Origin of the sequence: Pedobacter sp. PACM 27299, from assembly GCF_001412655.1 — a bacterium.
Taxonomy (GTDB): Bacteria; Bacteroidota; Bacteroidia; order Sphingobacteriales; family Sphingobacteriaceae; genus Pedobacter.
This window is the reverse complement of record NZ_CP012996.1, coordinates 5,264,872-5,287,095: the sequence shown is the minus strand read 5'-3', so window position 1 is coordinate 5,287,095 and position 22,224 is coordinate 5,264,872. Positions and strand designations below refer to the sequence as shown.

General features: G+C 41.2%; 17 protein-coding genes. 10 read left to right on the top strand and 7 right to left on the bottom strand.

Features of this window, described 5'->3' with window-relative positions; all coding sequences use genetic code 11:
• Positions 1–5: 5 nt before the first annotated feature.
• From AQ505_RS22205 to AQ505_RS22185, 5 genes are all read left to right on the top strand, one after another.
• On the top strand, positions 6–1,001 hold the full coding sequence (locus AQ505_RS22205) for a PorP/SprF family type IX secretion system membrane protein (RefSeq protein ID WP_062550191.1): 996 nt from the start codon (positions 6–8) through the stop codon (positions 999–1,001).
• A gap of 15 nt (positions 1,002–1,016) precedes the next feature.
• Positions 1,017–3,011, top strand: coding sequence for an OmpA family protein (locus AQ505_RS22200; RefSeq protein WP_062550190.1), 1,995 nt, complete (start codon positions 1,017–1,019; stop codon positions 3,009–3,011).
• A gap of 279 nt (positions 3,012–3,290) precedes the next feature.
• On the top strand, positions 3,291–4,157 hold the full coding sequence (locus tag AQ505_RS22195; RefSeq protein WP_062550189.1) for an ROK family protein: 867 nt from the start codon (positions 3,291–3,293) through the stop codon (positions 4,155–4,157).
• An 8-nt stretch (positions 4,158–4,165) separates the two neighbouring features.
• Entirely contained in the window at positions 4,166–4,984 is an 819-nt protein-coding gene (locus tag AQ505_RS22190; RefSeq protein ID WP_062550188.1) for an alpha/beta hydrolase, read from the top strand.
• Positions 4,985–5,024: 40 nt separating this feature from the next.
• Positions 5,025–5,306, top strand: coding sequence for a DUF4172 domain-containing protein (locus tag AQ505_RS22185; RefSeq protein WP_062550187.1), 282 nt, complete (start codon positions 5,025–5,027; stop codon positions 5,304–5,306).
• 72 nt (positions 5,307–5,378) lie between these two features.
• Here AQ505_RS22185 and AQ505_RS22180 read toward each other — a convergent pair whose 3' ends face one another.
• Positions 5,379–7,919: an ATP-dependent Clp protease ATP-binding subunit gene (locus AQ505_RS22180; protein ID WP_062550186.1), complete on the bottom strand. Its 2,541-nt coding sequence runs from the start codon at positions 7,917–7,919 to the stop codon at positions 5,379–5,381.
• A gap of 546 nt (positions 7,920–8,465) precedes the next feature.
• Here AQ505_RS22180 and ettA point away from each other — a divergent pair.
• Complete coding sequence (gene ettA / locus AQ505_RS22175) at positions 8,466–10,145, top strand: energy-dependent translational throttle protein EttA (RefSeq protein WP_062550185.1); 1,680 nt, start codon at positions 8,466–8,468, stop codon at positions 10,143–10,145.
• An 86-nt stretch (positions 10,146–10,231) separates the two neighbouring features.
• Here ettA and AQ505_RS22170 read toward each other — a convergent pair whose 3' ends face one another.
• Positions 10,232–11,149: a sugar phosphate isomerase/epimerase family protein gene (locus AQ505_RS22170; RefSeq protein ID WP_062550184.1), complete on the bottom strand. Its 918-nt coding sequence runs from the start codon at positions 11,147–11,149 to the stop codon at positions 10,232–10,234.
• A gap of 234 nt (positions 11,150–11,383) precedes the next feature.
• Here AQ505_RS22170 and AQ505_RS22165 point away from each other — a divergent pair, with 234 nt between their 5' ends.
• The 4 genes from AQ505_RS22165 to AQ505_RS22150 are packed head-to-tail and all read left to right on the top strand — an operon-like array spanning position 11,384 to position 15,706.
• Positions 11,384–12,349, top strand: a complete 966-nt coding sequence (locus AQ505_RS22165; protein ID WP_062550183.1) for a formylglycine-generating enzyme family protein — start codon at positions 11,384–11,386, stop codon at positions 12,347–12,349.
• Between the two features lie 45 nt (positions 12,350–12,394).
• A complete protein-coding gene (locus AQ505_RS22160; RefSeq protein WP_062550182.1) occupies positions 12,395–13,714 on the top strand; it encodes a Gfo/Idh/MocA family protein in 1,320 nt (439 codons plus the stop codon).
• Between the two features lie 13 nt (positions 13,715–13,727).
• Positions 13,728–14,741, top strand: coding sequence for an FAD:protein FMN transferase (locus AQ505_RS22155; protein WP_157262519.1), 1,014 nt, complete (start codon positions 13,728–13,730; stop codon positions 14,739–14,741).
• 29 nt (positions 14,742–14,770) lie between these two features.
• A complete protein-coding gene (locus AQ505_RS22150; protein ID WP_062550181.1) occupies positions 14,771–15,706 on the top strand; it encodes a hydroxypyruvate isomerase family protein in 936 nt (311 codons plus the stop codon).
• Between the two features lie 14 nt (positions 15,707–15,720).
• On the opposite strand, the gene AQ505_RS22145 is transcribed toward AQ505_RS22150, so the two are convergent.
• The 5 genes from AQ505_RS22145 to AQ505_RS22125 form a co-directional block, all read right to left on the bottom strand.
• Entirely contained in the window at positions 15,721–16,794 is a 1,074-nt protein-coding gene (locus tag AQ505_RS22145; protein WP_062550180.1) for a PA0069 family radical SAM protein, read from the bottom strand.
• A gap of 39 nt (positions 16,795–16,833) precedes the next feature.
• Positions 16,834–18,093, bottom strand: a complete 1,260-nt coding sequence (locus AQ505_RS22140; RefSeq protein ID WP_062550179.1) for a carboxypeptidase-like regulatory domain-containing protein — start codon at positions 18,091–18,093, stop codon at positions 16,834–16,836.
• A 59-nt stretch (positions 18,094–18,152) separates the two neighbouring features.
• Positions 18,153–19,808 (bottom strand): DNA repair protein RecN, encoded by a 1,656-nt coding sequence (recN, locus tag AQ505_RS22135; protein WP_062550178.1) that lies wholly within the window; start codon positions 19,806–19,808, stop codon positions 18,153–18,155.
• 135 nt (positions 19,809–19,943) lie between these two features.
• Complete coding sequence (locus AQ505_RS22130; RefSeq protein ID WP_062550177.1) at positions 19,944–21,773, bottom strand: M56 family metallopeptidase; 1,830 nt, start codon at positions 21,771–21,773, stop codon at positions 19,944–19,946.
• 4 nt (positions 21,774–21,777) lie between these two features.
• Entirely contained in the window at positions 21,778–22,161 is a 384-nt protein-coding gene (locus tag AQ505_RS22125) for a BlaI/MecI/CopY family transcriptional regulator (protein WP_062550176.1), read from the bottom strand.
• Between the last annotated feature and the right edge of the window lie 63 nt (positions 22,162–22,224).

The window sequence follows — 22,224 nt, the reverse complement described above, 5'->3', positions numbered from 1 at the left end:
CTTCAATGAGAGATTTAAAGAAATATGGTTTAGTATCACTGCTCGTACTTGGTATGAGCAGTGCATACGCACAGCAGACGATCCAGTTTAGTCAGTATGTTTTTAATGGCTTAGCAGTCAACCCCGCTTATGCAGGTTACAAAGAAGAATGGACCGCTAATTTTAGCTTCCGTTCGCAATGGGTAGGTATTGATGGTGCGCCGCGTACTGGAACAGCCTCTTTTGATGGTTTAACCGATCAGGAAGGTAAGAAGATGGGACTCGGATTTATTGCTTCCACCGATCGCCTGGGACCGCAGAATACCTCTGCCTTTTATGTGAATTATGCTTACCGTTTACAGCTGGATGCGGAAGACACCAAAAGATTGAGCTTTGGTATCGGAGCAGGGGCCACTCAGTATAATTTGGATGGTTCAAAATTCATCTCTACAGACTTGGGAGATGGAGTGATTCCGATAGGAAATGAAAGTAAATTGAGACCGGATGTACGGGTAGGTGTCTACTTCTATACGCCTAAATTTTATATCGGTGCCTCGGTGCTGGATTTACTATCCGGATTGAGAACGGATGACATCGCTACCGAAGGAGATTATAAAGTACTGCGCCAGGTACGGCACCTGTATGTGACCGGTGGAGTCATGATTCCTTTATCAGAATCATTAGACCTAAAGCCTAGCTTTATGCTGAAAGAAGATTTTAAAGGACCTACAAATTTAGATTTAAACGCCTACCTGCTGATCAGTAAAGTGGTTTGGCTGGGTGCTTCCTACCGCACAGGAGTCGCCCTATGGGATAAGAAAAACCTGCAACAGGGATTGAGTCATAGTGATGCCATTGCCGGGATTGTGGAGCTGCAGATGAGCAGCCGCTTCCGCCTGGGGTATTCTTATGACTACACCACCAGCAAGCTTTCCAGTTACCAAAGCGGATCACATGAGTTTTCATTGAGTATGAGTTTCCCTGGCAAAAAAGCAAGGGTATTAAGTCCACGTTATTTTTAAGCGGTACAGAATTATATGAGTACAACAGCATTTAAAAGTCCAGATCGTTCCATAACGAGGTTATTGATCATCGGAATAATGGCGCTATTTTTAGGAAATGAGGCAATGGCCCAGGAACAGCTGAGCAGGAAGCAACAGGCGGATGTATTTTTCAACCGCTATGAGTATTATCCGGCATCCAGGTTGTATCTGCCATTGGCAGAGCGGAAGAATCCTGATGTGAAACTATTGGAGAAACTTGCAGCCTGCTATCGGATGATGAATGATTATGAAGCTTCCGAAAATTGGTACGCGAAAACAGTCGCCAATCCGAAAGCCAGCCCTTTAAGTCATTACTACTATGCAGAAGCGCTGCAAAGAAATGAAAAGTTTGACCTCGCTAAGGCTGAATATGAAAAGTATGGTCAGATTACTGGCCAGCCAAAAGAAGTAACTCTAAAGATCGCTTCCTGTGATAGTGCTGCCAAATGGATCAAAATGCCAAAAGACATCAAGATTAAAAATATGGAGTCGCTGAATACCAAAGCCGCGGACTGGGGCTTGAGTACGGATGGCAATAACGGTTTTGTATTCACCTCTGAACGTCCCTTAGCCAGAGAAACCAAAGGCAGCGACTTGTATAAATGGAATGGAAATCCCTGGTTAAAACTTTTCAGCGCAACCGCTGATGGCCAGTTAAAGGGAGAACTGCCAATCGTGACGGAAGCCAATATGCCTGCCAAAGCAGAATACCATGTAGGGCCAGTCGTATTTAATCACACTGGCGATGCAGCTTTTGTCACCATTGCCACCCGAGCACCTGCGGCAGATATCCCCTTAGATAAAACAAAAGGCGGAGATCGTTTATATACCCGTCGATTGGAATTGTTAACAGCCCGCAAAAACGGTGATAAATGGGAGCTGAAATCTTTTCCTTACAATGATGTAAAAACATATTCCCTGGGACATGCTGCCATTTCTAATGATGGAAAGCTAATCTATTTCGCTTCAGATATGCCAGGTGGATTCGGTAAGTCAGACATCTGGTTCAGTGAGCAGCAGTCAGACGGCAACTGGGCCAAACCCGTAAATTGCGGTCCAGAAATTAATACAGAAGAAGAAGAAGCTTTCCCAACCATAGGTCCCGATGGAACATTGTTCTTCGCCTCTAAAGGGAAAATCGGAATGGGAGGATATGATATCTATAAAAGCACGGGTGAGAAAACGAGATGGAGTAAATCGGAAAACTTGAAGTATCCGTTGAACTCCACCAGCGATGATTTTTACCTGTATACCAAGGATGGTAAATTTGGTTATCTTTCTTCTAACAGAAAGGGAGGAGCTGGAGACGATGATATTTACAGCTTCTCTGATCAAACCCCTCCGCTGATGATACTGGCATTGTCAGGAACCGTATTTGACCAGCAAAGTAAAGCACGCCTGAATGAGGTATTGGTGACCTTAACCGATGGCAATGGCATACAGGTAGCCAGTAAAGCAACCGCTCAGGATGGAAATTTCTTCTTCAATTTAACCAAAGATCAGGACTATAAAGTGGCCTTTAGTAAACCAGGATATTCAGAAGACCTGAAAAGTATAAGCACCAAAGGATTGACTAAATCTGATACGCTAAGCATACAGGCTTTCCTGGATAAAGATAAGTTTGAACCCGGTAAAACCTATGTGCTGAAAAACATCTATTATGATTTCGATAAATCGAACATTAGGCCAGATGCAGCAAGAGAGCTGGATAAACTGCTGGCCATTCTAAAGGAAAATCCAGGAATTTCAATTGAACTTGGATCGCATACCGACAGTAGGGGAGCAGATCAATACAACCAATGGTTATCTCAAAAAAGGGCAAATGCTGCGGCACAATACCTCATTGACCATGGGATCGACCATTCCCGCATCATTGCCAAAGGATACGGAGAAACGATGTTACTCAATAAATGTGGAAATGGTGTGAAATGCAGCCATGCGGAACACCAGCTCAACAGAAGAACTGAATTTAAAATTATCAAGAAATAACTTTTCTAAAACCAATGGCACAGCCTGTCTTCTTTTAAAAGAATACAGGCTGTTTTGTTTAAAGACCTTCTTTAGATCGAGCTTGTATGGCTCTAAAATCGGGCCGGTATCGCTTTTATAATTGCGGTTCAGAAAGCAAATGCTTAAAATTGAAAATTAGTAGCCAGCAAAATCAATTATCTCGTTTTGAATTACTGCTAAAACTATTTAATAACAATTAGATAATCTAAAAGTAATTATTTAATTTGCTGAGATTTTAAAAAATAGAGAACGAGTACAATGAATTCAAATTCAATAAAACTGCCTTATATAGGTGTGGATATAGGAGGTTCGCACATTACTGCTGCCCATGTTGATGCCACAACTTTTAAGGTAATTGAAAATACCCTGAAAAGGGAAAGAGTAGCAGCGATGGATACTTTAGAAGTGATCATTCAATCCTGGTTGAATGTCCTTTCTGCATTGATTGTCCGCAATAACGGAGAAAGTACTAAAATAGGTATTGCTATGCCAGGACCTTTTGATTATGAAAAAGGGATCTCCATGATGCAGAACCAGGAAAAATATGATGCACTGTACGGAGTAAATGTAAAGGAAATCCTTGCGGAGCGTCTGGAAATTCCAGCGTCCGATATCGTATTCATAAATGATGCTGAGGCTTTTTTAAGAGGTGAACTGGCCTCAGGAGCAGCCGCAGATAAAGAAAGAGCAATCGGGATTACCTTAGGTACCGGATTGGGTTCTACAAGCAATGGCAGCGGGATCACCCGTGATATGAACTGGGCCTTCCGTCCATTTAAAGATAGCATCGCTGAAGAGTATATTTCTACAAGATGGTTCCTGAAAAAATATAAGGAGATCACCGGCAAGGAAGTTAAAAACGTAGAAGTCCTGCTGGAAGTAGCCGATCAAGCGGTGAAAAATGAAATATTTGAAGAATTTTCAGACAATCTAGGTATCTTTCTGAATGATTTTATTGCACAGGAACAACCACAAGTGGTCGTGATCGGTGGTAATATCGCAAAGACATGGGATCATTTTATTGAGCTGCTAACAGCCAAGATTAAAGATAAAACTGTAGCAATCAGACAAAGTGAGATGTGGGAAGATGCGGCACTAGTAGGTGCAGCCAATGCATTAGCTTAATCAAACAGATGAAAAAATACTTTTTTATTGCAAGCTTACTAGCCCTGCTCAGTCCTGTTGCCGCGAAAGCAGCAAAAGTAGATACGTTGCAGACGTATAGCACTGCAATGAAAAAGAACATTAAAGCAGTAGTGATCCTGCCAGAAGGTTACGATCAGCAAAAAAGTTATCCAAGCGTTTACCTGCTGCATGGTTATGATGATACTTATAATGCCTGGGTCAATTATGTACCGGATATTAAAAAGTATGCAGACGAGTTTCAAATGATTCTGGTGTGTCCCGATGGAAATTATGCAAGCTGGTATTTTGACAGCCCGATAGATCCCAAATGGAAATATGAGACTTATGTGAGTCTGGAGTTACCTGGACAGATCGATGCCAAATATAAAACGATAAAAGATCGTAAAGCTCGCGCCATTACCGGACTGAGTATGGGCGGTCACGGAGCACTATACCTTGCTTTTAAACATCAGGATGTATTTGGTGCTGCGGGAAGCATGAGTGGAGGAGTAGACATGACCCCTTTCCCCCTTAAATGGGAGATCGCCAAAAGATTAGGCAGCTACGCCGAATATCCAGAGCGATGGAAACAGAATAGCATCGTAAATATGACCCATCTGCTGATACCAAATCAACTGGCTTTAATCATCGACTGTGGGAAGGATGATTTCTTTCTTGGGGTTAATAGTAAGCTCCATGAAGATTTAACCTACCATAATATTCCACACGATTATATCGTCAGACCCGGCGCACATAATTTTGATTATTGGAAAAATGCCATCGTTTATCAGTTGCTATACTTCCATAATTTCTTTAACAAGGCATAGAAATTCCGACCATGAGCCGATTAACTAAATTAATCGGCTCATGATATACAATTGGGAACTGCCAGATTGGCCAAATTTCAAATATCAGCTGCAAAACTTAGAACCAATATGGTACGAATTTGCTGTAGAAACCGGAGAGGTAAATGGCATGCTAAATGAATTACCTGATCCCATGCAGCAGGAAACATTATTGCAGTTGATGTTAACTGAAGCCATTAAAAGTTCCGAAATAGAAGGAGAATATTTAAATCGTACAGATGTAATGTCCTCTATAAGGAATAATTTAGGCCTTAATCCCATCCCTGAAGTATTATCGGATTAAAGGCCTATAAAATAATAAGGCCCCTACTTTCAACAGCAGGGGCCTTATCATCTATTTTACTTGAACAAAGTATTATTCAATACTTCCTTCTTCTTTTTTCTTTTTCTTACCTGGGCTTTTGTTTTCTACTACAATCTGATCATCTTCTTTATTGTAGTCAATTTCCAGCGTATCGCCATCATTGATTTCACCTTTTAAGATTTCTTCTGCAATAGGATCTTCCAGATATTTCTGAATAGCACGTTTTAATGGTCTTGCACCAAAGTTGATGTCGAAACCTTTATCCGCGATGAAGTCTTTTGCTCTTTCGGTTAATTTCACTTCATAACCTAAGTTATGAACACGACCGAACAATGATTTCAATTCAATGTCAATGATTTTGAAGATTTCATCTTTACCTAAAGTATTGAAAACAACTACGTCATCCACACGATTCAGGAACTCAGGAGCGAAAGCACGTTTTAAAGCATTTTCAATCACGCCTCTTGAATGCGCATCTACCTGGTTTGTTTTAGCCGTAGTAGAGAAACCAACACCTTGTCCGAAATCTTTCAATTGACGTGCGCCAATATTAGAAGTCATAATGATGATCGTATTTCTAAAATCTACTTTGCGACCAAGACTGTCCGTCAACTGACCCTCGTCCAATACTTGCAATAAGATATTGAATACATCCGGATGTGCTTTTTCAATCTCATCCAATAGAATCACCGCATAAGGTTTACGACGTACTTTTTCTGTCAGCTGTCCACCTTCTTCATAACCTACATATCCCGGAGGCGCACCCACTAAACGGGATACTGCAAATTTCTCCATATACTCACTCATGTCGATTTGAATCAGCGAATCATCACTGTCGAACATGAAGCGCGCAAGTTCTTTTGCCAATTCAGTCTTACCAACACCAGTAGGGCCTAAGAAGATGAAGGAACCAATTGGTTTCTTCGGATCTTTCAATCCTGCTCTGGTACGTTGAATCGCTTTGGTTAACTTTTTAATCGCTTCATCCTGACCGATAATTTTCGTGGCTACAGTATCATACATATTCAACAGTTTAGCACTGTCTGTTTGTCCAACACGCTGCAATGGGATACCTGTCATCATAGAAACTACCTCTGCGACGTTATCTTCCGTTACGGTATAACGTTTGGTTTTAGTATCCGCTTCCCATTCTGCTTTCGCACGATCCAGCTCCTCTAAAAGATTCTTTTCTGTATCTCTCAATTTAGCAGCCTCTTCGTATTTCTGGCTTTTTACGACTTTATTCTTTTCAAGCTTGATTTCTTCAATCTTGTTTTCAATCTCAATGATGTTCTCAGGAACATGAATGTTAGTCAAATGTACCCTTGATCCAGCCTCATCTAAAGCATCAATCGCTTTATCCGGCAAAAACCTATCAGTAATGTACCTTGAAGTTAAGGCCACACAAGCATTAATCGCCTCATCCGTATAAGTTACCCCATGGTGATCCTCATATTTTTCTTTAATACGATTCAGGATCTCAATGGTCTCATCCGGTGTAGCAGGTTCAATCATTACTTTTTGGAAACGACGGTCTAATGCCCCATCTTTCTCAATATACTGACGGTACTCATCTAAAGTAGTCGCCCCAATACATTGAATTTCGCCCCTTGCCAATGCAGGTTTGAACATGTTAGACGCATCTAATGAGCCTGAAGCACCACCGGCACCAACAATCGTATGGATCTCATCAATAAACAGGATCACATCTGTAGATTTTTCCAGCTCATTCATCACCGCTTTCATACGCTCCTCAAACTGACCACGGTATTTAGTTCCTGCCACTAAAGAGGCAAGATCTAAGGTTACCACACGCTTGTTGAACAATACTCTGGACACTTTTCGTTGAACAATACGTAAAGCAAGACCTTCTGCAATCGCAGATTTACCTACTCCAGGTTCACCAATTAAAATTGGATTGTTCTTTTTACGACGTGACAAGATCTGTGATACACGCTCAATTTCTTTTTCACGACCTACGATAGGGTCCAGACGGTTTTCCTCTGCTGCTTTCGTTAAATCTCTTCCGAAATTGTCTAATACCGGAGTCTTAGATTTAATGTCAGACACCTTTTTAGGACTGCTGAAGCTCTCCTCCTCACGATAATCATCATCACCACCAGTTGAAGCACTGTTTTGAGTCTCATCTCTGAAACCGTTTTTATTCACTTCAACTTCCTGTTTGAAAATCTCGTAATTGATGCTGTACTGCAATAAGATCTGAGAAGCAATATTATCATCATCACGTAAGATGGACAGCAACAGATGTTCTGTTCCAATCAGATCGCTCTTGAAGATTTTAGCCTCCAGATACGTGATCTTTAAAACTTTTTCGGCTTGCTTAGTCAATGGGATATTTCCCAGATTGACCGTCACACTGGACGTACCTCTAACAGAGTCCTCTATTGAGCGACGCAGCTTTGAAGTGTCTACACCCAGCGATTTTAATATCTTTATGGCCATACCATCGCCTTCGCGAATAAGGCCCAACAAAAGATGTTCTGCGCCTATGTAATCGTGACCTAATCTCAGGGCTTCTTCCCTGCTAAAAGATATCACGTCTTTTACTTGTGGAGAAAATTTAGCTTCCATATATACCTTTCTAAATCGGGAATGCTCTAAACTATAAAATTTGTTTTATAATCAGGCAGCCCCCGATTCTTTTATTTTATCAACAATTACGCCATTGGGAAGGAAACGGATGTTGGAACTGCCGATATTTCATGAATCTTACCAATTACTGACTTAATTGGTTACTTTCCCTAACCCACAAGCAAATATGTCAGCATAAATATACAAAATCCTGGATTCATATCATGGCCTTCTTTTTTAGATTCCAACGTTTGTAAACTTAATTGTGTGCTAAAACTTCCTCAAATACAACTTCGTTATTGTAGTTGCTAATCAGGTGATTAGCTGATTTAAAAAGATATATAGATATCTATATGTATCAATATCTGACCTGCCCGCCAAGGAATCGAATGTATATATGCTAAACAAATTTTTTAATGGGCTTTACATCCTTATCTTTGCAGTCATTGGCCCCGGCTAAACAACATCAGGTTGAGGTTTTCCATTACCATATCCAATAATTAAAGTAACCGCCTTTTTTATAGGCATGAAATATAATAAGTAACTATGTCAGACGAAAAAATAATATTTTCAATGGCGGGGGTAAATAAGATTTATCCACCCCAAAAGCAAGTTCTAAAGAACATTTACCTTTCCTTTTTTTACGGTGCCAAAATTGGTGTCATCGGTTTGAACGGATCTGGTAAGTCCTCTCTTTTGAAAATTATCGCCGGTTTGGACAAATCATTTCAGGGAGAAGTCGTTTTCTCTGCCGGATATACCGTAGGTTACCTGGCGCAGGAACCTATCCTGGATGAAAATAAAACCGTTAGAGAAGTAGTAGAAGAAGGAGTAGCAGAAATTACTGCCATCCTGAAAGAATACGAATCTATCAATGAGCAGTTTGGATTACCTGAAGTTTATGAAGATGCAGATGCAATGGATAAACTGATGACCAAACAAGGGGAGTTACAAGATAAAATCGATGCTTGTAATGCCTGGGAACTGGATAATAAACTGGAACGTGCCATGGATGCACTGCGCTGCCCGGACCCGGATGCTAAAATTGGTGTATTGTCAGGAGGTGAACGCCGTCGTGTAGCGATGTGCCGTTTATTACTTCAGGAACCAGATGTATTACTATTGGATGAGCCTACGAATCACTTGGATGCGGAAAGTATCGATTGGTTAGAGCAATTCTTAAAAGACTACAAAGGAACTGTAATTGCAGTAACCCACGATAGATACTTCCTGGATAATGTGGCAGGATGGATTCTGGAACTAGATAGAGGTGAAGGTATTCCTTGGAAAGGAAACTATTCTTCCTGGTTAGATCAGAAAGCAAAACGCCTGGCGCAGGAAGAGAAAACAGAAAGCAAACGTCAGAAAACATTGGAGCGTGAGTTGGAATGGGTACGTATGGCACCAAAAGCCAGACATGCTAAATCTAAAGCGCGTTTATCAAACTATGATAAATTAGCCTCTGAAGATTCTAGAGAAAGAGAAGATAAACTGGAACTGTTTATTCCTGCGGGACCAAGATTGGGTAACGTAGTGATTGAAGCGAATAACATTACTAAAGCGTATGGCGATAAGCTGTTGTTCGAAAACTTAAGCTTCTCCCTGCCTCCAGCAGGTATTGTTGGAATTATCGGCCCCAATGGTGCAGGTAAAACCACCTTGTTCCGATTGATCACACAGCAGGAAACACCAGATACCGGAACTTTCCGCGTAGGTGAAACCGTAGCCTTAGGTTATGTGGATCAAATGCACAACGACCTTGATCCGGATAAAACAGTATATGAAAATATTACTGATGGTTTAGATAACATTCAGCTGGGTAATAAAGCAGTAAGCGGAAGAGCTTATGTGTCTAAATTCAACTTTAATGGTGGCGACCAGCAGAAAAAAGTAGGCGTACTCTCCGGTGGAGAACGCAACAGGGTTCACCTGGCCATTACTTTGAAAAAAGGTGCCAACGTATTATTACTGGATGAGCCAACCAATGATATTGACGTAAATACGTTGAGAGCATTGGAAGAAGCATTAGAGAATTTTGGTGGTTGTGCAGTAGTGATTAGTCACGATCGTTGGTTCTTAGACCGCATCTGTACACATATTCTTGCTTTTGAAGGTGATTCTCAGGTTTACTTCTTTGAAGGTAACTATAGTGATTACGAAGAAAACCGTAAGAAAAGACTAGGTGATGTCACACCACACCGTCTGAAATATAAAAAACTAGTATAAATATCTGGTTAACTATAAAAATGAAAAGCGGCTGCTCCGAAAGGAAAAGCCGCTTTTTTGTAGGCTAAAATATTAAAATTTAAGTTCTAGAACTTACGCCTGATTTTCTCTAATAACTCCTTAGTCTTTTTAACTCCTTCATCTTCCGATAGTACACTGCCTTCATATTCTATCCCAACAATTCCAGACCATTTGGCGGCTTTGATGATTTCAAACATCCTGTTATAGTCAATATCTTTTTCTTCTCCATCAGGAAGGAAATCATGCGTTTTTGCACTTACCCCTTTCGCATAAGGCATCAGCTCCTGCACACCCAGGTATTTGTCATACTCCTTATCCGCACTGATCCTGAAATTCCCAAGGTCAGGCAGGGTACCACAGTAGGGATTGTTTACCCCCTTAATGACTGCAGATAACCATTTTCCATCAGAAGAATAACCACCATGATTTTCTACAATCACATTGATCTTCTGTTTCTTTCCGTATTCACTTAATTTTCCTAAACCATCAATTGCCGCAGTTTTAACCTCATCAGCTGTGCCTTTACCTGCTGCATTCACACGAATGGTTTTACAACCTAGATATTTCGCCGCATCAATCCATTTATAATGGTTTTCAACTGCAGTTAACCTCGCTTTATCATCAGAATCACCCAAACTACCTTCTCCATCAATCATGATCAGGTGATTTTGAATGCCCTCACTGTCCGTACGGTCTTTAAGCTCATTTAAATAAGCTTTGTCGGTCTCTTTCTTATTGAAGAAAGGACTGACATATTCTACAATATTAATCCCGAACTCTTTTTTAGCTTTTAATGGAAAATCCATATTGGTCAGCTTTCCAGCAAATAGCGCCCTGTGAAAGGACCACTCCGCCAAGGAAATCTGAAAAAACTCTTTCTTTTCAAAAGCAAAAGTATCCAAAGGGATAACGGAAGTCAGACCTGCAGCTGCAGACAATAAGCCTAGGTCCTTAAGAAATTTTCTACGGTCGTTTGTTTTCATTTGTGTTTGGTTTAGGGGTTGATCTTACAAGGTATTAATTTCTTATTGTAAAAAAAACACTTTCTAAAAAAGACGTATAAACACCTGTTGGAGCATGAATTCACAGTAACTTAGTGTGTACTTCACACATTTTCTTAATTAAAGCGAGCTCAGATTTTTTTTTCTAGGTAAATGCTTCTATTTTAGGGAAGGAATAGGTTAGGTTAAAATATCAATTGTATCAAAATCTTATAAATGAAACTCAACAAATTATTAGCAGTTCCGCTATTGGTAGCTGCTTTTTCTGCCTCCGCTCAGGAGAAACATCAACCTTATAACCAACAGATTGATGGCACAAAGTTAAACTTCGAAATGCAGGCCATCCCCGGAGGAGAATTCCAGATGGGCAGCAAAAAAGGAAAAGCTGATGAATTGCCTCAGCATAAAGTTACTATCGATCCTTTCTGGATGAGTACTTTTGAAGTGACCTGGGATATTTATGAGCCCTTCTTATATAAAGATTACGAAACTACCCATAGTACCGGCGCCGTTCCAGCTAATGTAGATGCCGTAACCCGTCCAACTAAACCTTATCTCGATATGACTTTTGGAATGGGAAAAGAAAACCACCCCGCCTTAGCCATGACAAATTACAATGCCATCCAGTATTGTAAATGGCTTTATGCCAGAACAGGGGTATTTTATCGCCTGCCAACAGAAGCAGAATGGGAATATGCCAGTAGAGCAGGTAGTACAACCGACTATGCTTTTGGTAATGAAGCTTCCAAACTGGGAGAATATGCCTGGTATAAAGAAAATAGCGGTGGCAAAACCCATGAAGTAGGAAAGAAAAAACCGAATCAATGGGGACTTTACGATATGTATGGCAATGTTGGCGAATGGACTTACGACCAATATCGCCCGGATTTCTACGCCAGCGTAAAAGGAGAAAATAGTAAAAACCCGGTAGCAATACCAGATCAGCTGTATGCACATGTGATCCGCGGCGGATCCTATGATGATGGCGCAAAAGAATTACGTTCTGCTGCCAGACTAGCCTCAGATCCGATATGGAAACAATTGGATCCGCAGATTCCAAAAAGTAACTGGTGGTTTCCCGAAGCGCCTTTTATAGGAATGCGTCTGGTTAGACCTGTTACACTACCCTCAAAAGCAGAAATCGAAGCCTATTACAATAAGCCGGTGATCTCTGATTTTTAAAAAAGAACTCACATATTAACAACCAAATATAAACCAAACCAAATTATGAACAATGAAGATTTACGCGACAAGCGCCGTGACTTTTTAAAAACATCCGCCCTGGTGGCAGGGGGCGTTATGCTCAACCAATTCGCCTTTGCAGGAGGCCATTCCTCTACCGATGATACGATTAAAATCGCATTGATTGGATGTGGTGATCGTGGAACTGGTGCCGCTTTTCAGGCATTAAGCACAAAACAAAATATTAAATTAGTAGCCATGGCTGATGCTTTTCAGGATCGCATGGACAACAGTTATAAAGTGCTTTCTGAGAAATTTAAAGAGAAAGTTGATGTACCGGTAGAACGTAGGTTTGTTGGTTTCGATGGCTATCAGAAAGCAATTGCGCTGGCAGACGTAGTATTATTAGTGACGCCTCCAGGATTTAGACCTACCCATTTTGAGGAAGCAGTGAAACAAGGAAAACATGTATTTATGGAAAAACCAGTAGCAGTAGATGCACCAGGTGTCCGTAAAGTCCTTGCAGCAGCAGAATTGGCTAAAAAGAAAAAATTAAACGTAGTCGTAGGACTGCAGCGCAGGTACCAGGCGAATTACAGAGAAACCTTAAAACGTATCCAGGATGGTGCAATAGGGGAAGTAATGAGTGGACAGGTATACTGGAATAGCGGTGGTGTTTGGGTAAAAAAACGTCAGCCACAGCAAACAGAAATGGAATACCAAATGAGAAACTGGTATTACTTCAACTGGTTATGCGGAGACCATATCGTAGAACAGCACGTACACAATATTGATATTGCCAACTGGGTGAAAAATGCTTATCCGGTTTCTGTTCAGGGAACGGGTAGCCGCGCCTGGAGAACAGGCAAAGACTACGGCGAGATTTATGACAACCATGCAGTAGAATTAACCTATGCCGATGGTGCTGTCATCTACAGCCAATGCCGCCATTTTGAAGGTATTGCCAACCGTGTGGATGAAACATTTCAGGGGACAAAAGGGCGTACCTATTTATCGGCAGGAAACAATGGCGTAATTTGGGACCTGAAAGGAAAAGAATTGTTTAGCCACCCAACAAAAGGAAATGCAAATCCTTACCAGACAGAACATGATGAGTTATTTGCAGCGATCGCAAAAGGAGACTATAAATTTGCTGATGCAGAACGTGGTGCGAAAAGCTGTTTCACAGCCATCGTAGGTAGATATGCTACTTATTCCGGACAAACGATTAAATGGGATGAAGCTTTACAGGCCAACAATAGCCTGATGCCGGATGAATTGAGCTGGACTGCAAATCCAAAACTAATGCCGGATGCAAATGGGCTATACCCAATCCCAACTCCGGGGAAATCTAAAATAATTTAAGTCGGAACTGCTGGTGGCAGGAATTCATAAATCGGCTTTGCTATTATTACCGCTGCTGGTCTCGCTGCTTACAAAGAAAGCAGATCAGCAGCAGTATAGTATTCATGGCTATGCTCAGGGAACAGATTATTCCGTTAAATATTTCGCGACTGATAGCATCGTCACAAAAGCTTCAATTGACAGCATCCTGATCAAGATCGACTCTTCTATGTCGCTCTATAAACCCTATTCCCAGATCAGCCAGTTTAACAGGAGCAAGACTGGGATGCGCATAGATGATCATTTTGCTGCGGTAATGCGAAAATCATTTGAAGTCTACCGGGAAACAAATGGAAAATTTGACGTAACCGTCGCACCATTGGTGCAAGCCTGGGGCTTTGGCCCAAAACCCGTGACCAGTTTTCCGGATTCTGCCCGGATAAAACAGCTACTGCAAAATGTAGGCATGCACCACCTGAGCCTAAAAGGAAACTACCTGAAAAAGAAAAAGCCAGCCATGACCATAGACCTGAACGGCATCGCCCAGGGATACAGTGTGGATGTGGTGGCAGACTATCTTCTGAAAAAAGGAATCCGCTCTTTTATTGTAGAAATTGGTGGAGAACTTAGGGTAGAAGGGCCAAAACCTGATGGATCGGTCATGAGGATAGGTATTGAAGGACCAGCAGCATCCAGTATCGATGAGCCGGAAATCAGACATGTACTCAGTTTTAGTACCGGAGCCATCACTACCTCAGGAAACTATAGAAAATACCTGCAGCGTGGAAAAGGGAAAATTGCCCACCTGATCAATCCTAAAACAGGTTATCCCCTGGATAATCAATTGATCAGTGCCACAATTTTCGCAAAAGATGCCATTACCGCCGATGGATATGACAATGCAGTAATGGCCATGAGCGTAGAAGAAGCCCTAGCTTTTGTAGCCCGTAAGAAAGGAATGGAAGCTTACCTGATTTACCATCGTAAAGATGGAAGTGTAGCCGATACCCTGACTAATGGCTTCAGAAAAATGATTTTAATTAAATAACTATTCAATACCTTATTAAAATACTAATCATGAACAGAGTAGAATTTTTAAGAAATACTGCTATAGCTACCGGAGCATTGTTAACCGGATCAGCTGTGAATGCAGTGGCAGATCCTGCTGCAGCCAATTCATTTAATGGAGCAGCAGGGAAAACATTTAACCTGGACTATGCACCGCATGAAGGGATGTTTGCCAATAATGCAGGTAAGAATTTTCTGGACCAGATTCGTTTTATGCATGATCAGGGATTCAGATCAATAGAAGATAACGGTTACCTTGGAAGATCTTTAGAGGAACAAACCAAAATTGCTGAACTATTGGCCAAATTGGGAATGACCATGGGCGTCTTTGTAGTAGATGGTGGCGACAATTGGAAAACTTCCCTGACGACCGGCAAAAAGGAATTTAAAGATAAATTCATCGATACCTGCAAGCGTTCTGTGGAAGCAGCAAAACGCTGTAATGCCAAATGGCTCACGGTTGTTCCCGGTTTTTATGAACGTAGACTGCCTTATGGAAATCAAATGGCCAATGTCGTAGACGCGATGAGGGCAGGAGCAGAGATCTTTGAACCACACGGTCTGATCATGGTATTGGAAACCTTAAGTGATACTCCGGAACTTTTCCTGCAGCAAACACACGAAACTTTTAACGTTTGTAAAGCCGTTAACAGTCCGTCCTGCAAAATCCTTTACGACATTTATCACATGCAGAAAACAGAAGGTAACCTGATCGTAAATATGGATCGCTGCTGGGACGAAATTGCTTACATCCAGATTGGAGACAATCCAGGAAGAAAAGAACCCACTACCGGAGAGATCAACTACAAGAATTTATTCAAACACATTCATGGAAAAGGTTATAAAGGAGTTATGGGAATGGAACATGGCAATTCCAGACCAGGCAAAGAAGGAGAACTGCGCGTGATCCAGGCTTACCGTGAAGTAGATAATTTTTTGGCTTAAAATAAAGCGCTAGCCTAAAACAAACTAAACTGGGTTCCGGGAACTTTAAATAAACCGGAGTCCAGTTTAAAACGCTCTTCGTTTAAATGGTTCAGTCGACAATGAAGCTTAAAATTGTCATTGATCAGCTTGGCAATATGACCATCACCTTTCATTCTTTCCCCAAACCTGCTGTCATTCACATTCCCTCCATGACAAGACTGGATCAGATGCCATACTTTTTCAAACCGATCCGGGTAATTTTTACGAAGCCAATCTTCAAAAATACCACCAATAGCCCCATTGAGTCTAACCACTGTATAACCTGCCGAACGTGCACCAGCATTGGCAATCGTTTTCAAGATGGTTGGAATCTCATGGTCGCTCAAACCAGGAACAAGTGGCGCAACCATCACACCCATCGGAATCCCCATTTTACTCAGCTCTTCCACTACTTTTAATCTTTGTTTGGCAGTAGTTGTTCTGGGCTCCATCTTTTGTCTTAATTGCTCATTTAAGCTGTTGATCGATACATAAACCATACAGAGGTTTAGCTTTGCCATCTCCGACAAAATATCCATATCGCGAAGGATAAGAGAATTTTTCGTGATCATCCCAATCGGCTGACGGTATTCCAGCGCAATTTCTAACAACTGTCTGGTAATTTTAAATTGGCGTTCTGCCGGTTGATAACAATCCGTATTGCCAGAAAGAGAAATAACGGAAGCATCCCAGCCTTTACGCTCCAGAAACTTTTTAAAGAGCATCGGTGCATCTTTCTTCACCACAATCTTACGCTCGAAATCAAGTCCAGCGCTGAAGCCCCAATACTCATGTGCATTACGGGCATAACAATAAGTACAGCCATGTTCACATCCCTGGTAAGGATTCAGAGAATAAGCCATCCCAACATCTGGACTGTCCACTTTGTTGACAATAGATTTGCTCTGACCAAAGATAAAAGTAGTTTTATGGTCTGTTTCTTCCCATTCGTCTATTCCCTCCTGATGTTCTTTGACATAACTATCCTTTGCAAACCTGTTGTGAGGGTTGAATTGTGCACCTCTACCCTTAAAATAGCTTTCTCCGGCCTCTTCCTCTAATATCATTAGTTAAAATTACTAATAATATTAGTAATTAGCAAATCGCTATTTAGCCGTTGTTGTAGAGATGTAATTCCGGGGTACAGTATCTGCCATCTTTTCATAAGCCCAAAAACCACTGAAAAGTGAGGATTGTGCATTGTACGTGCCACCATCCATATAAAATTTAATAGGAGGTTGAAGCAATACAATAGTGGAAATTTGATAATTTGGAATATCTAATGGACGATTGATCGCATGGTTAGACGTTTCAGTATACTCCTTGGTTTCCCTTTCATTGGTATAGATCACATAAAGTTCATCACTGAAATTAATCGTTTTCAAATCATTATTTATTGTTTTCACCAAAGTGTCAGACCGGATTTCCGCCCGGTTTAATATTTCTATTGTTTTTGGTACAGCTTGCTGTTTACGCCAATAAGCAATAGAATCATTTAAAGGAGAGTTCCCGGGTTTGGCAAAAACAAGGTCTAACCTGGTGATGGGGTTTCCAGGCTTGAAAAGTTGCCTCAGTTTTGCATCAATCAGACTATCCGGATAACGGTTTTTATTGGGGACTCTTGCCAGTTTATAAATGATAAAACCATCAGCAGTAGTGCTGTTCTGATACAAGGAACGGAAAAAGTGCTGGGAAGAACCTAAATAAGCAATCTCCCTTTTATTAGCCCAGTTCTTCTTTTGATTTCTTGATCCGGGTAGATCTTCATAAGTAGGGAAGCCAGAATAGTAAACAATATTGCGTTTAAAGTCCCGCTCAAAGTTATTCAGCAGGTATTTAATGCGGTAACCCAGTGATTTGTTCTCAATAATCAGGAACTCATTTGCAGTAACCGTCAATACATTTTCAACTTTATTATAATCTGTTTGGAGGACTTGAGGGTTCAATAACTTGCACTGTGCGGAATTTGGGGTCATTCCTATAAATTGCTGCAGGAATATTTTAATGTATCGATCCCGATTCGGATCGGCCTTAATCACGACCTCCCGGAGTTGAATGGTATTCTCCTGCAGTATCACCGCAATTTTGGCAGACTTGTTGGAGATGACTACATTTTTGCTGAGCGGAAGGTAACCCATCATCTCAATTAACACGTCGTAGTTGCCCGGATTCAGACCTGGGAGCACAAATTCACCCTCATTATTCGTGACCGTCGCCATTTTATAACTACTCAGGTAAACGCCGGCACCAGGAATAGGTTTCCCTTCCTTGTCGCGGATAATTCCCGAGATGTTAAAACTGTTTTGGCCGTAACTACTCAGCCCTATGAATAAGAATAAACTACAAAAGCGCAACCATTTCGTCATAGACTAATGTAGCTAAAGCTTGATAAACTAGAAAGAAAAATCAAATAATTTCCCTGAATTTAATACCCCAGAAGTTCCTTCGCATTGGCGATGGCCGGAAGACCAGGATCTTTGCCGCTCAGCATCTCTGCAATCACATGAATGCGCTCTTCCGGAGCCAGTCTGCGGATTCCTGTAGTAGGACGCACCCCTTTCTCATTTTTGTAAACAAAATAATGTGCCTCTCCTTTAGCTGCAATTTGCGGCAAATGGGTGATACACATCACCTGCATATTTTTCTCCAGATCACCGATCACATCACCTACACGTAAAGCGGTCTCGCCTGAAATCCCTGTATCAATTTCGTCGAAAATTAAAGTAGGCAATGCCGTATGTTTGGCCATAATTGATTTCAAGGCCAGCATCAATCTGGAAAGTTCCCCGCCAGATGCCACTTTGCCTACCGGAGCTGGCGGCTGACCGCTATTTGCAGAAAACAACAGGACCACATTGTCTTTCCCATCCTTATTCAGCTCCTCTAAAGGTGTCTTTACAATTTTAATTTTTGCATTTGGCATCCCTACCAATTGCAATACAGCAGCCACTTGATTTTCGGTCGCAATGATAGATTGACCGCGATCTGCTGATAAAGTCGCTGCCATTTGCTCCAATTGCTCCTTCAACTGAGCAATTTCCTGGTTTAAACGATCAATTTCTTCATCGCTGCTTAGTAAATTGTTTAAATTATCGGAAAGCTTCTGATGAATGCCCATCAGCTCTTCAATACTATTGACTTTATGTTTTTGTTCTAAAGTATAAATCACATCAAGCCTGTTATTGATCTCTTCAATTCTGGAAGGATTAAAAACGGTGCTTTCTTCGAGGTTTAAAGTTTCTGCAGCGATGTCTTTCAATTCAATCAATGCAGAACGAAGACGTTCATTGAGCAAGGCATAGTCTGGATTAAAACGTTCTATCGCCTGGATCTGAACAATGACTTCTTTTAAAACCGGTAATGCCGATACTTCCTGATCAGAAAGTAAACTATAGGCATTGACCAAACTCCTCTTAATACTCTCCGCATTGTTGAGCGTTTGTAATTCTATTTCCATCAAACTCTGCTCATCAGCTTTCAGATTTGCATTTTCCAGTTCATTAAATAGAAACTGTTCATAATCCTGCCTGCTTTTCGCTTCATCAGCTGCGGTTTGCAAAGCGGCAAGATGCTGTAAATGCTTTTTGTATTGTTTGTACCCTTTGCGATATTGTGCCAATAGCGACTGATGATCTGCCAATGTATCTACCACCGACAATTGAAAACCTGGATCATTGATTTCTAAAGTCGCGTGTTGCGAGTGAATGTCTATCAATTTCTCTCCAACTTGTTTCATTACGCCAAGTGTAACCGGCGTATCATTGATGAATGCCCTGGATTTACCATCCGTAGAAATCTCTCTCCTTAAAATAGTTTCTTCATAAAAATCAATGTCGTTCTCTTCAAATAAAGAATGCAGGGTATCATCAGTCAGTAGAAACTGACCTTCTATGATACATTTTTTCTCCTGATTAAAGAAATACTTGGTTTCTGCGCGTTGTCCCAAAATGAGGGAGAGGGCACCCAGCATAATGGATTTACCAGCACCAGTTTCCCCGGTGATGATGTTTAAACCTTTGTCGAGTTTTAACTCAACACTGTCTATTAAAGCGTAGTTACGGATCGAAAGTTTCTGTAGCATATTACGCTGCTAAAATAAGAAATCTTAAGCAATGCCGGTGGTTTCTTTCATATAATAACCATGCTTTCTTTCACATGATAAAGGCAGAAGAAAAATCTTCTGCCTTTAATCTATGGTTTGGTCTAGGTTGCTGAATTACCAGGTTTTCTTCGATTCAGCTTCTTTTTTCTTTTTTAAAGCTTCTACTTCCTGCTCATATTTTTTGCGAAGTTCCTTGTATTCTGCAGAACTTTGAAATGCTTTTTCGGCGGCTACTTTCGCCTTAAATTCAGAGGAATTGTAATAAGCAGCAGCTTTTTCAGCTTGCTTGCCGATTTCTTCCTGCTGTTTTCTCCATTCCGGCGTGTCGAATTTTTTAGCCATCTCCTGGGCATTTTTAGCGATTTCCTCTTGCTGCTGTTTCCATTCCGGAGAATCAAAATGCTTTCTCAGTTCTTCCGATGTTTTCAGCATGTCTTCCTGCTGCTGCTTCCATTGAGGTGAATCAAATTTCTTTCTCATGGCCTCTGCATTAGCAATCAGCGCTTGCTGCTGTTTTTTCCATGCTGGAGAATCAAACTGTTTTCTGATGTTCTCAGCATTCTTTTGAATATTAAGTTGTTGTTTCTTCCAATCTACAGTACTAAAGCGCTTTTTGATTTCTTCTGCATTGAGCATGATTTCTGCCTGTTGTTTCTTCCACTCCGGAGAAGATAAGAAAGCTAGACTTGCCTTGGTGGCACTATCTGCCATATAAATGGTGTTCCCTGAACTGTCAGGATAATAATAGGTTTGATGGCCATCGGTGTTCTGCTTAATCACCACACGCTGCGTTTTTTTCTTTTTGGTCGTGTCAGCTGGCCAGCTTGTTTTTTCCTGAGCAGCTTTCAAAGCTTGAATTTCCTGTTTTTTGAATTTCAACCCCACACCGGCGATTTCCATTTCATGGGTAGCATTGCTGGTCGTCGTACTTACCGCTTCTGCCTTAGAAGGCTTCACCCATGCCAAAGAAATTACGGTAACAATTGTTAGTGTGATGGCAAAGAACTGCTGCTTTGCATTCATATAGTTCGTTTTCATGTCTGTAATTCTTTTTATACGTTGATACAAATGTTGATTTTTGCCTGTCGCTGCCATAGAAAGGGCAGGGGCAGACTTGTCTTTCAGAATCTCCAGCTTAAGCAAGGCATGGGCATAGGTTACCGGCGTCCCGGTCAGCTGTACCACCAGGTCATCACAGGCATGCTCTCTCTCGATGTTGATGAACCTGCCGCTAAGCCAGATGAAAGGATTAAAAAATAAAATGGTTTCTATACCGGTTTTAATAAGGTTTAAGAGGTAATCATTTCTGCGGATATGGGAAAGCTCATGGATTAAAATGGCTTCCACTTGTTTCAGGTCCAATTGTGTGGCCAGGGAAATTGGAAACAAAACAATAGGTTTAAAATACCCCAATACCAAGGGCACATTTACCTGCTCAGAAAGGTAAAACCCAATCGTTTGTTTCAGGTTTAACTTCCCGCGCATCTCCTCAAATGCGGTGTTCCAGGCTGCTGGAACAGCCAGATGAACGGAGTTTTTTAGCTGCTGCATTTTCTGATAACCAGCTAAAAGAATAAACAGCTGAAAAAGCAGTCCGACACCATAAATACTCACCAGATAAGGAAAAAGCTGTTCTGCCTTACTGCTGATATTTTGAGGAATGTTATTTAGATATTCATAATAGGCAGCGCTGATTTGAAGTTCTGCTCCCTGCTGAGTTCCATTGGCCTGAGGCAATTTGAATATGGAAAAAAAGGTGATGCAAAAGCAAACAAAGATCAGGCATAACGCAGCATAAGCCAGGTTGTGTTTCCTTGCCGAACTCAGCTTTGGAAAGGAAATGACGATGAGGAATAACAGGCCATAAATGATGGCTCCTTGCCATAAAGAGTGAAAGATGCTCCAGCCGGTTGCTTTGATCAGGTTATTTACAATTGCTTCCATAATGTTATTTGTCGCTTAGGTTGTCCAGGTATTTTTTAATAGAATCGATTTCATCTTTACTCGCAGAATGGTTTCCTAAAGCCTGCATGACCAAACGTGCGGCGGAGCCATTAAAAACATTGTCGATCATTTTACTCACCAGATGCTGCTGGGTTTTCTCCTGATTCACCAATGCCCGATAGATATGTGTTTTTGAAGAGGTGTCACGAATCACTAAACCCTTTTCCGCCATGATCTGCATGAGCTTTAAAGTGGTCGTGTATCCCGCTTCTTTGTTCTGCTCCAATATCTCATGTACCTCTCTTACGGTACAATGGCCTTTTTCCCACAATATCTGTAAGATCTCTAATTCGCTTTCGGTAGGTTTAAGGGGGGTAGATGGGTTCATATCTTTTGATGTACGAATTGTTTCGTAATCAAATGTACGAATCTATTCGTAGAAACAAAATAA

Bases quoted from the DNA above. Each gene is read 5' to 3' on its own strand.
- AQ505_RS22170 (WP_062550184.1), bottom strand. From the start codon at position 11,149: ATGAAAACAAACGACCGTAGAAAATTTCTTAAGGACCTAGGCTTATTG.
- AQ505_RS22140 (WP_062550179.1), bottom strand. From the start codon at position 18,093: ATGACGAAATGGTTGCGCTTTTGTAGTTTATTCTTATTCATAGGGCTG.
- AQ505_RS22145 (WP_062550180.1), bottom strand. From the start codon at position 16,794: ATGATATTAGAGGAAGAGGCCGGAGAAAGCTATTTTAAGGGTAGAGGT.
- AQ505_RS22195 (WP_062550189.1), top strand. From the start codon at position 3,291: ATGAATTCAAATTCAATAAAACTGCCTTATATAGGTGTGGATATAGGA.
- recN (WP_062550178.1), bottom strand. From the start codon at position 19,808: ATGCTACAGAAACTTTCGATCCGTAACTACGCTTTAATAGACAGTGTT.
- AQ505_RS22160 (WP_062550182.1), top strand. From the start codon at position 12,395: ATGAACAATGAAGATTTACGCGACAAGCGCCGTGACTTTTTAAAAACA.
- AQ505_RS22125 (WP_062550176.1), bottom strand. From the start codon at position 22,161: ATGAACCCATCTACCCCCCTTAAACCTACCGAAAGCGAATTAGAGATC.
- AQ505_RS22185 (WP_062550187.1), top strand. From the start codon at position 5,025: ATGATATACAATTGGGAACTGCCAGATTGGCCAAATTTCAAATATCAG.
- AQ505_RS22190 (WP_062550188.1), top strand. From the start codon at position 4,166: ATGAAAAAATACTTTTTTATTGCAAGCTTACTAGCCCTGCTCAGTCCT.
- AQ505_RS22180 (WP_062550186.1), bottom strand. From the start codon at position 7,919: ATGGAAGCTAAATTTTCTCCACAAGTAAAAGACGTGATATCTTTTAGC.
- AQ505_RS22205 (WP_062550191.1), top strand. From the start codon at position 6: ATGAGAGATTTAAAGAAATATGGTTTAGTATCACTGCTCGTACTTGGT.
- AQ505_RS22200 (WP_062550190.1), top strand. From the start codon at position 1,017: ATGAGTACAACAGCATTTAAAAGTCCAGATCGTTCCATAACGAGGTTA.
- ettA (WP_062550185.1), top strand. From the start codon at position 8,466: ATGTCAGACGAAAAAATAATATTTTCAATGGCGGGGGTAAATAAGATT.
- AQ505_RS22150 (WP_062550181.1), top strand. From the start codon at position 14,771: ATGAACAGAGTAGAATTTTTAAGAAATACTGCTATAGCTACCGGAGCA.
- AQ505_RS22130 (WP_062550177.1), bottom strand. From the start codon at position 21,773: ATGGAAGCAATTGTAAATAACCTGATCAAAGCAACCGGCTGGAGCATC.
- AQ505_RS22165 (WP_062550183.1), top strand. From the start codon at position 11,384: ATGAAACTCAACAAATTATTAGCAGTTCCGCTATTGGTAGCTGCTTTT.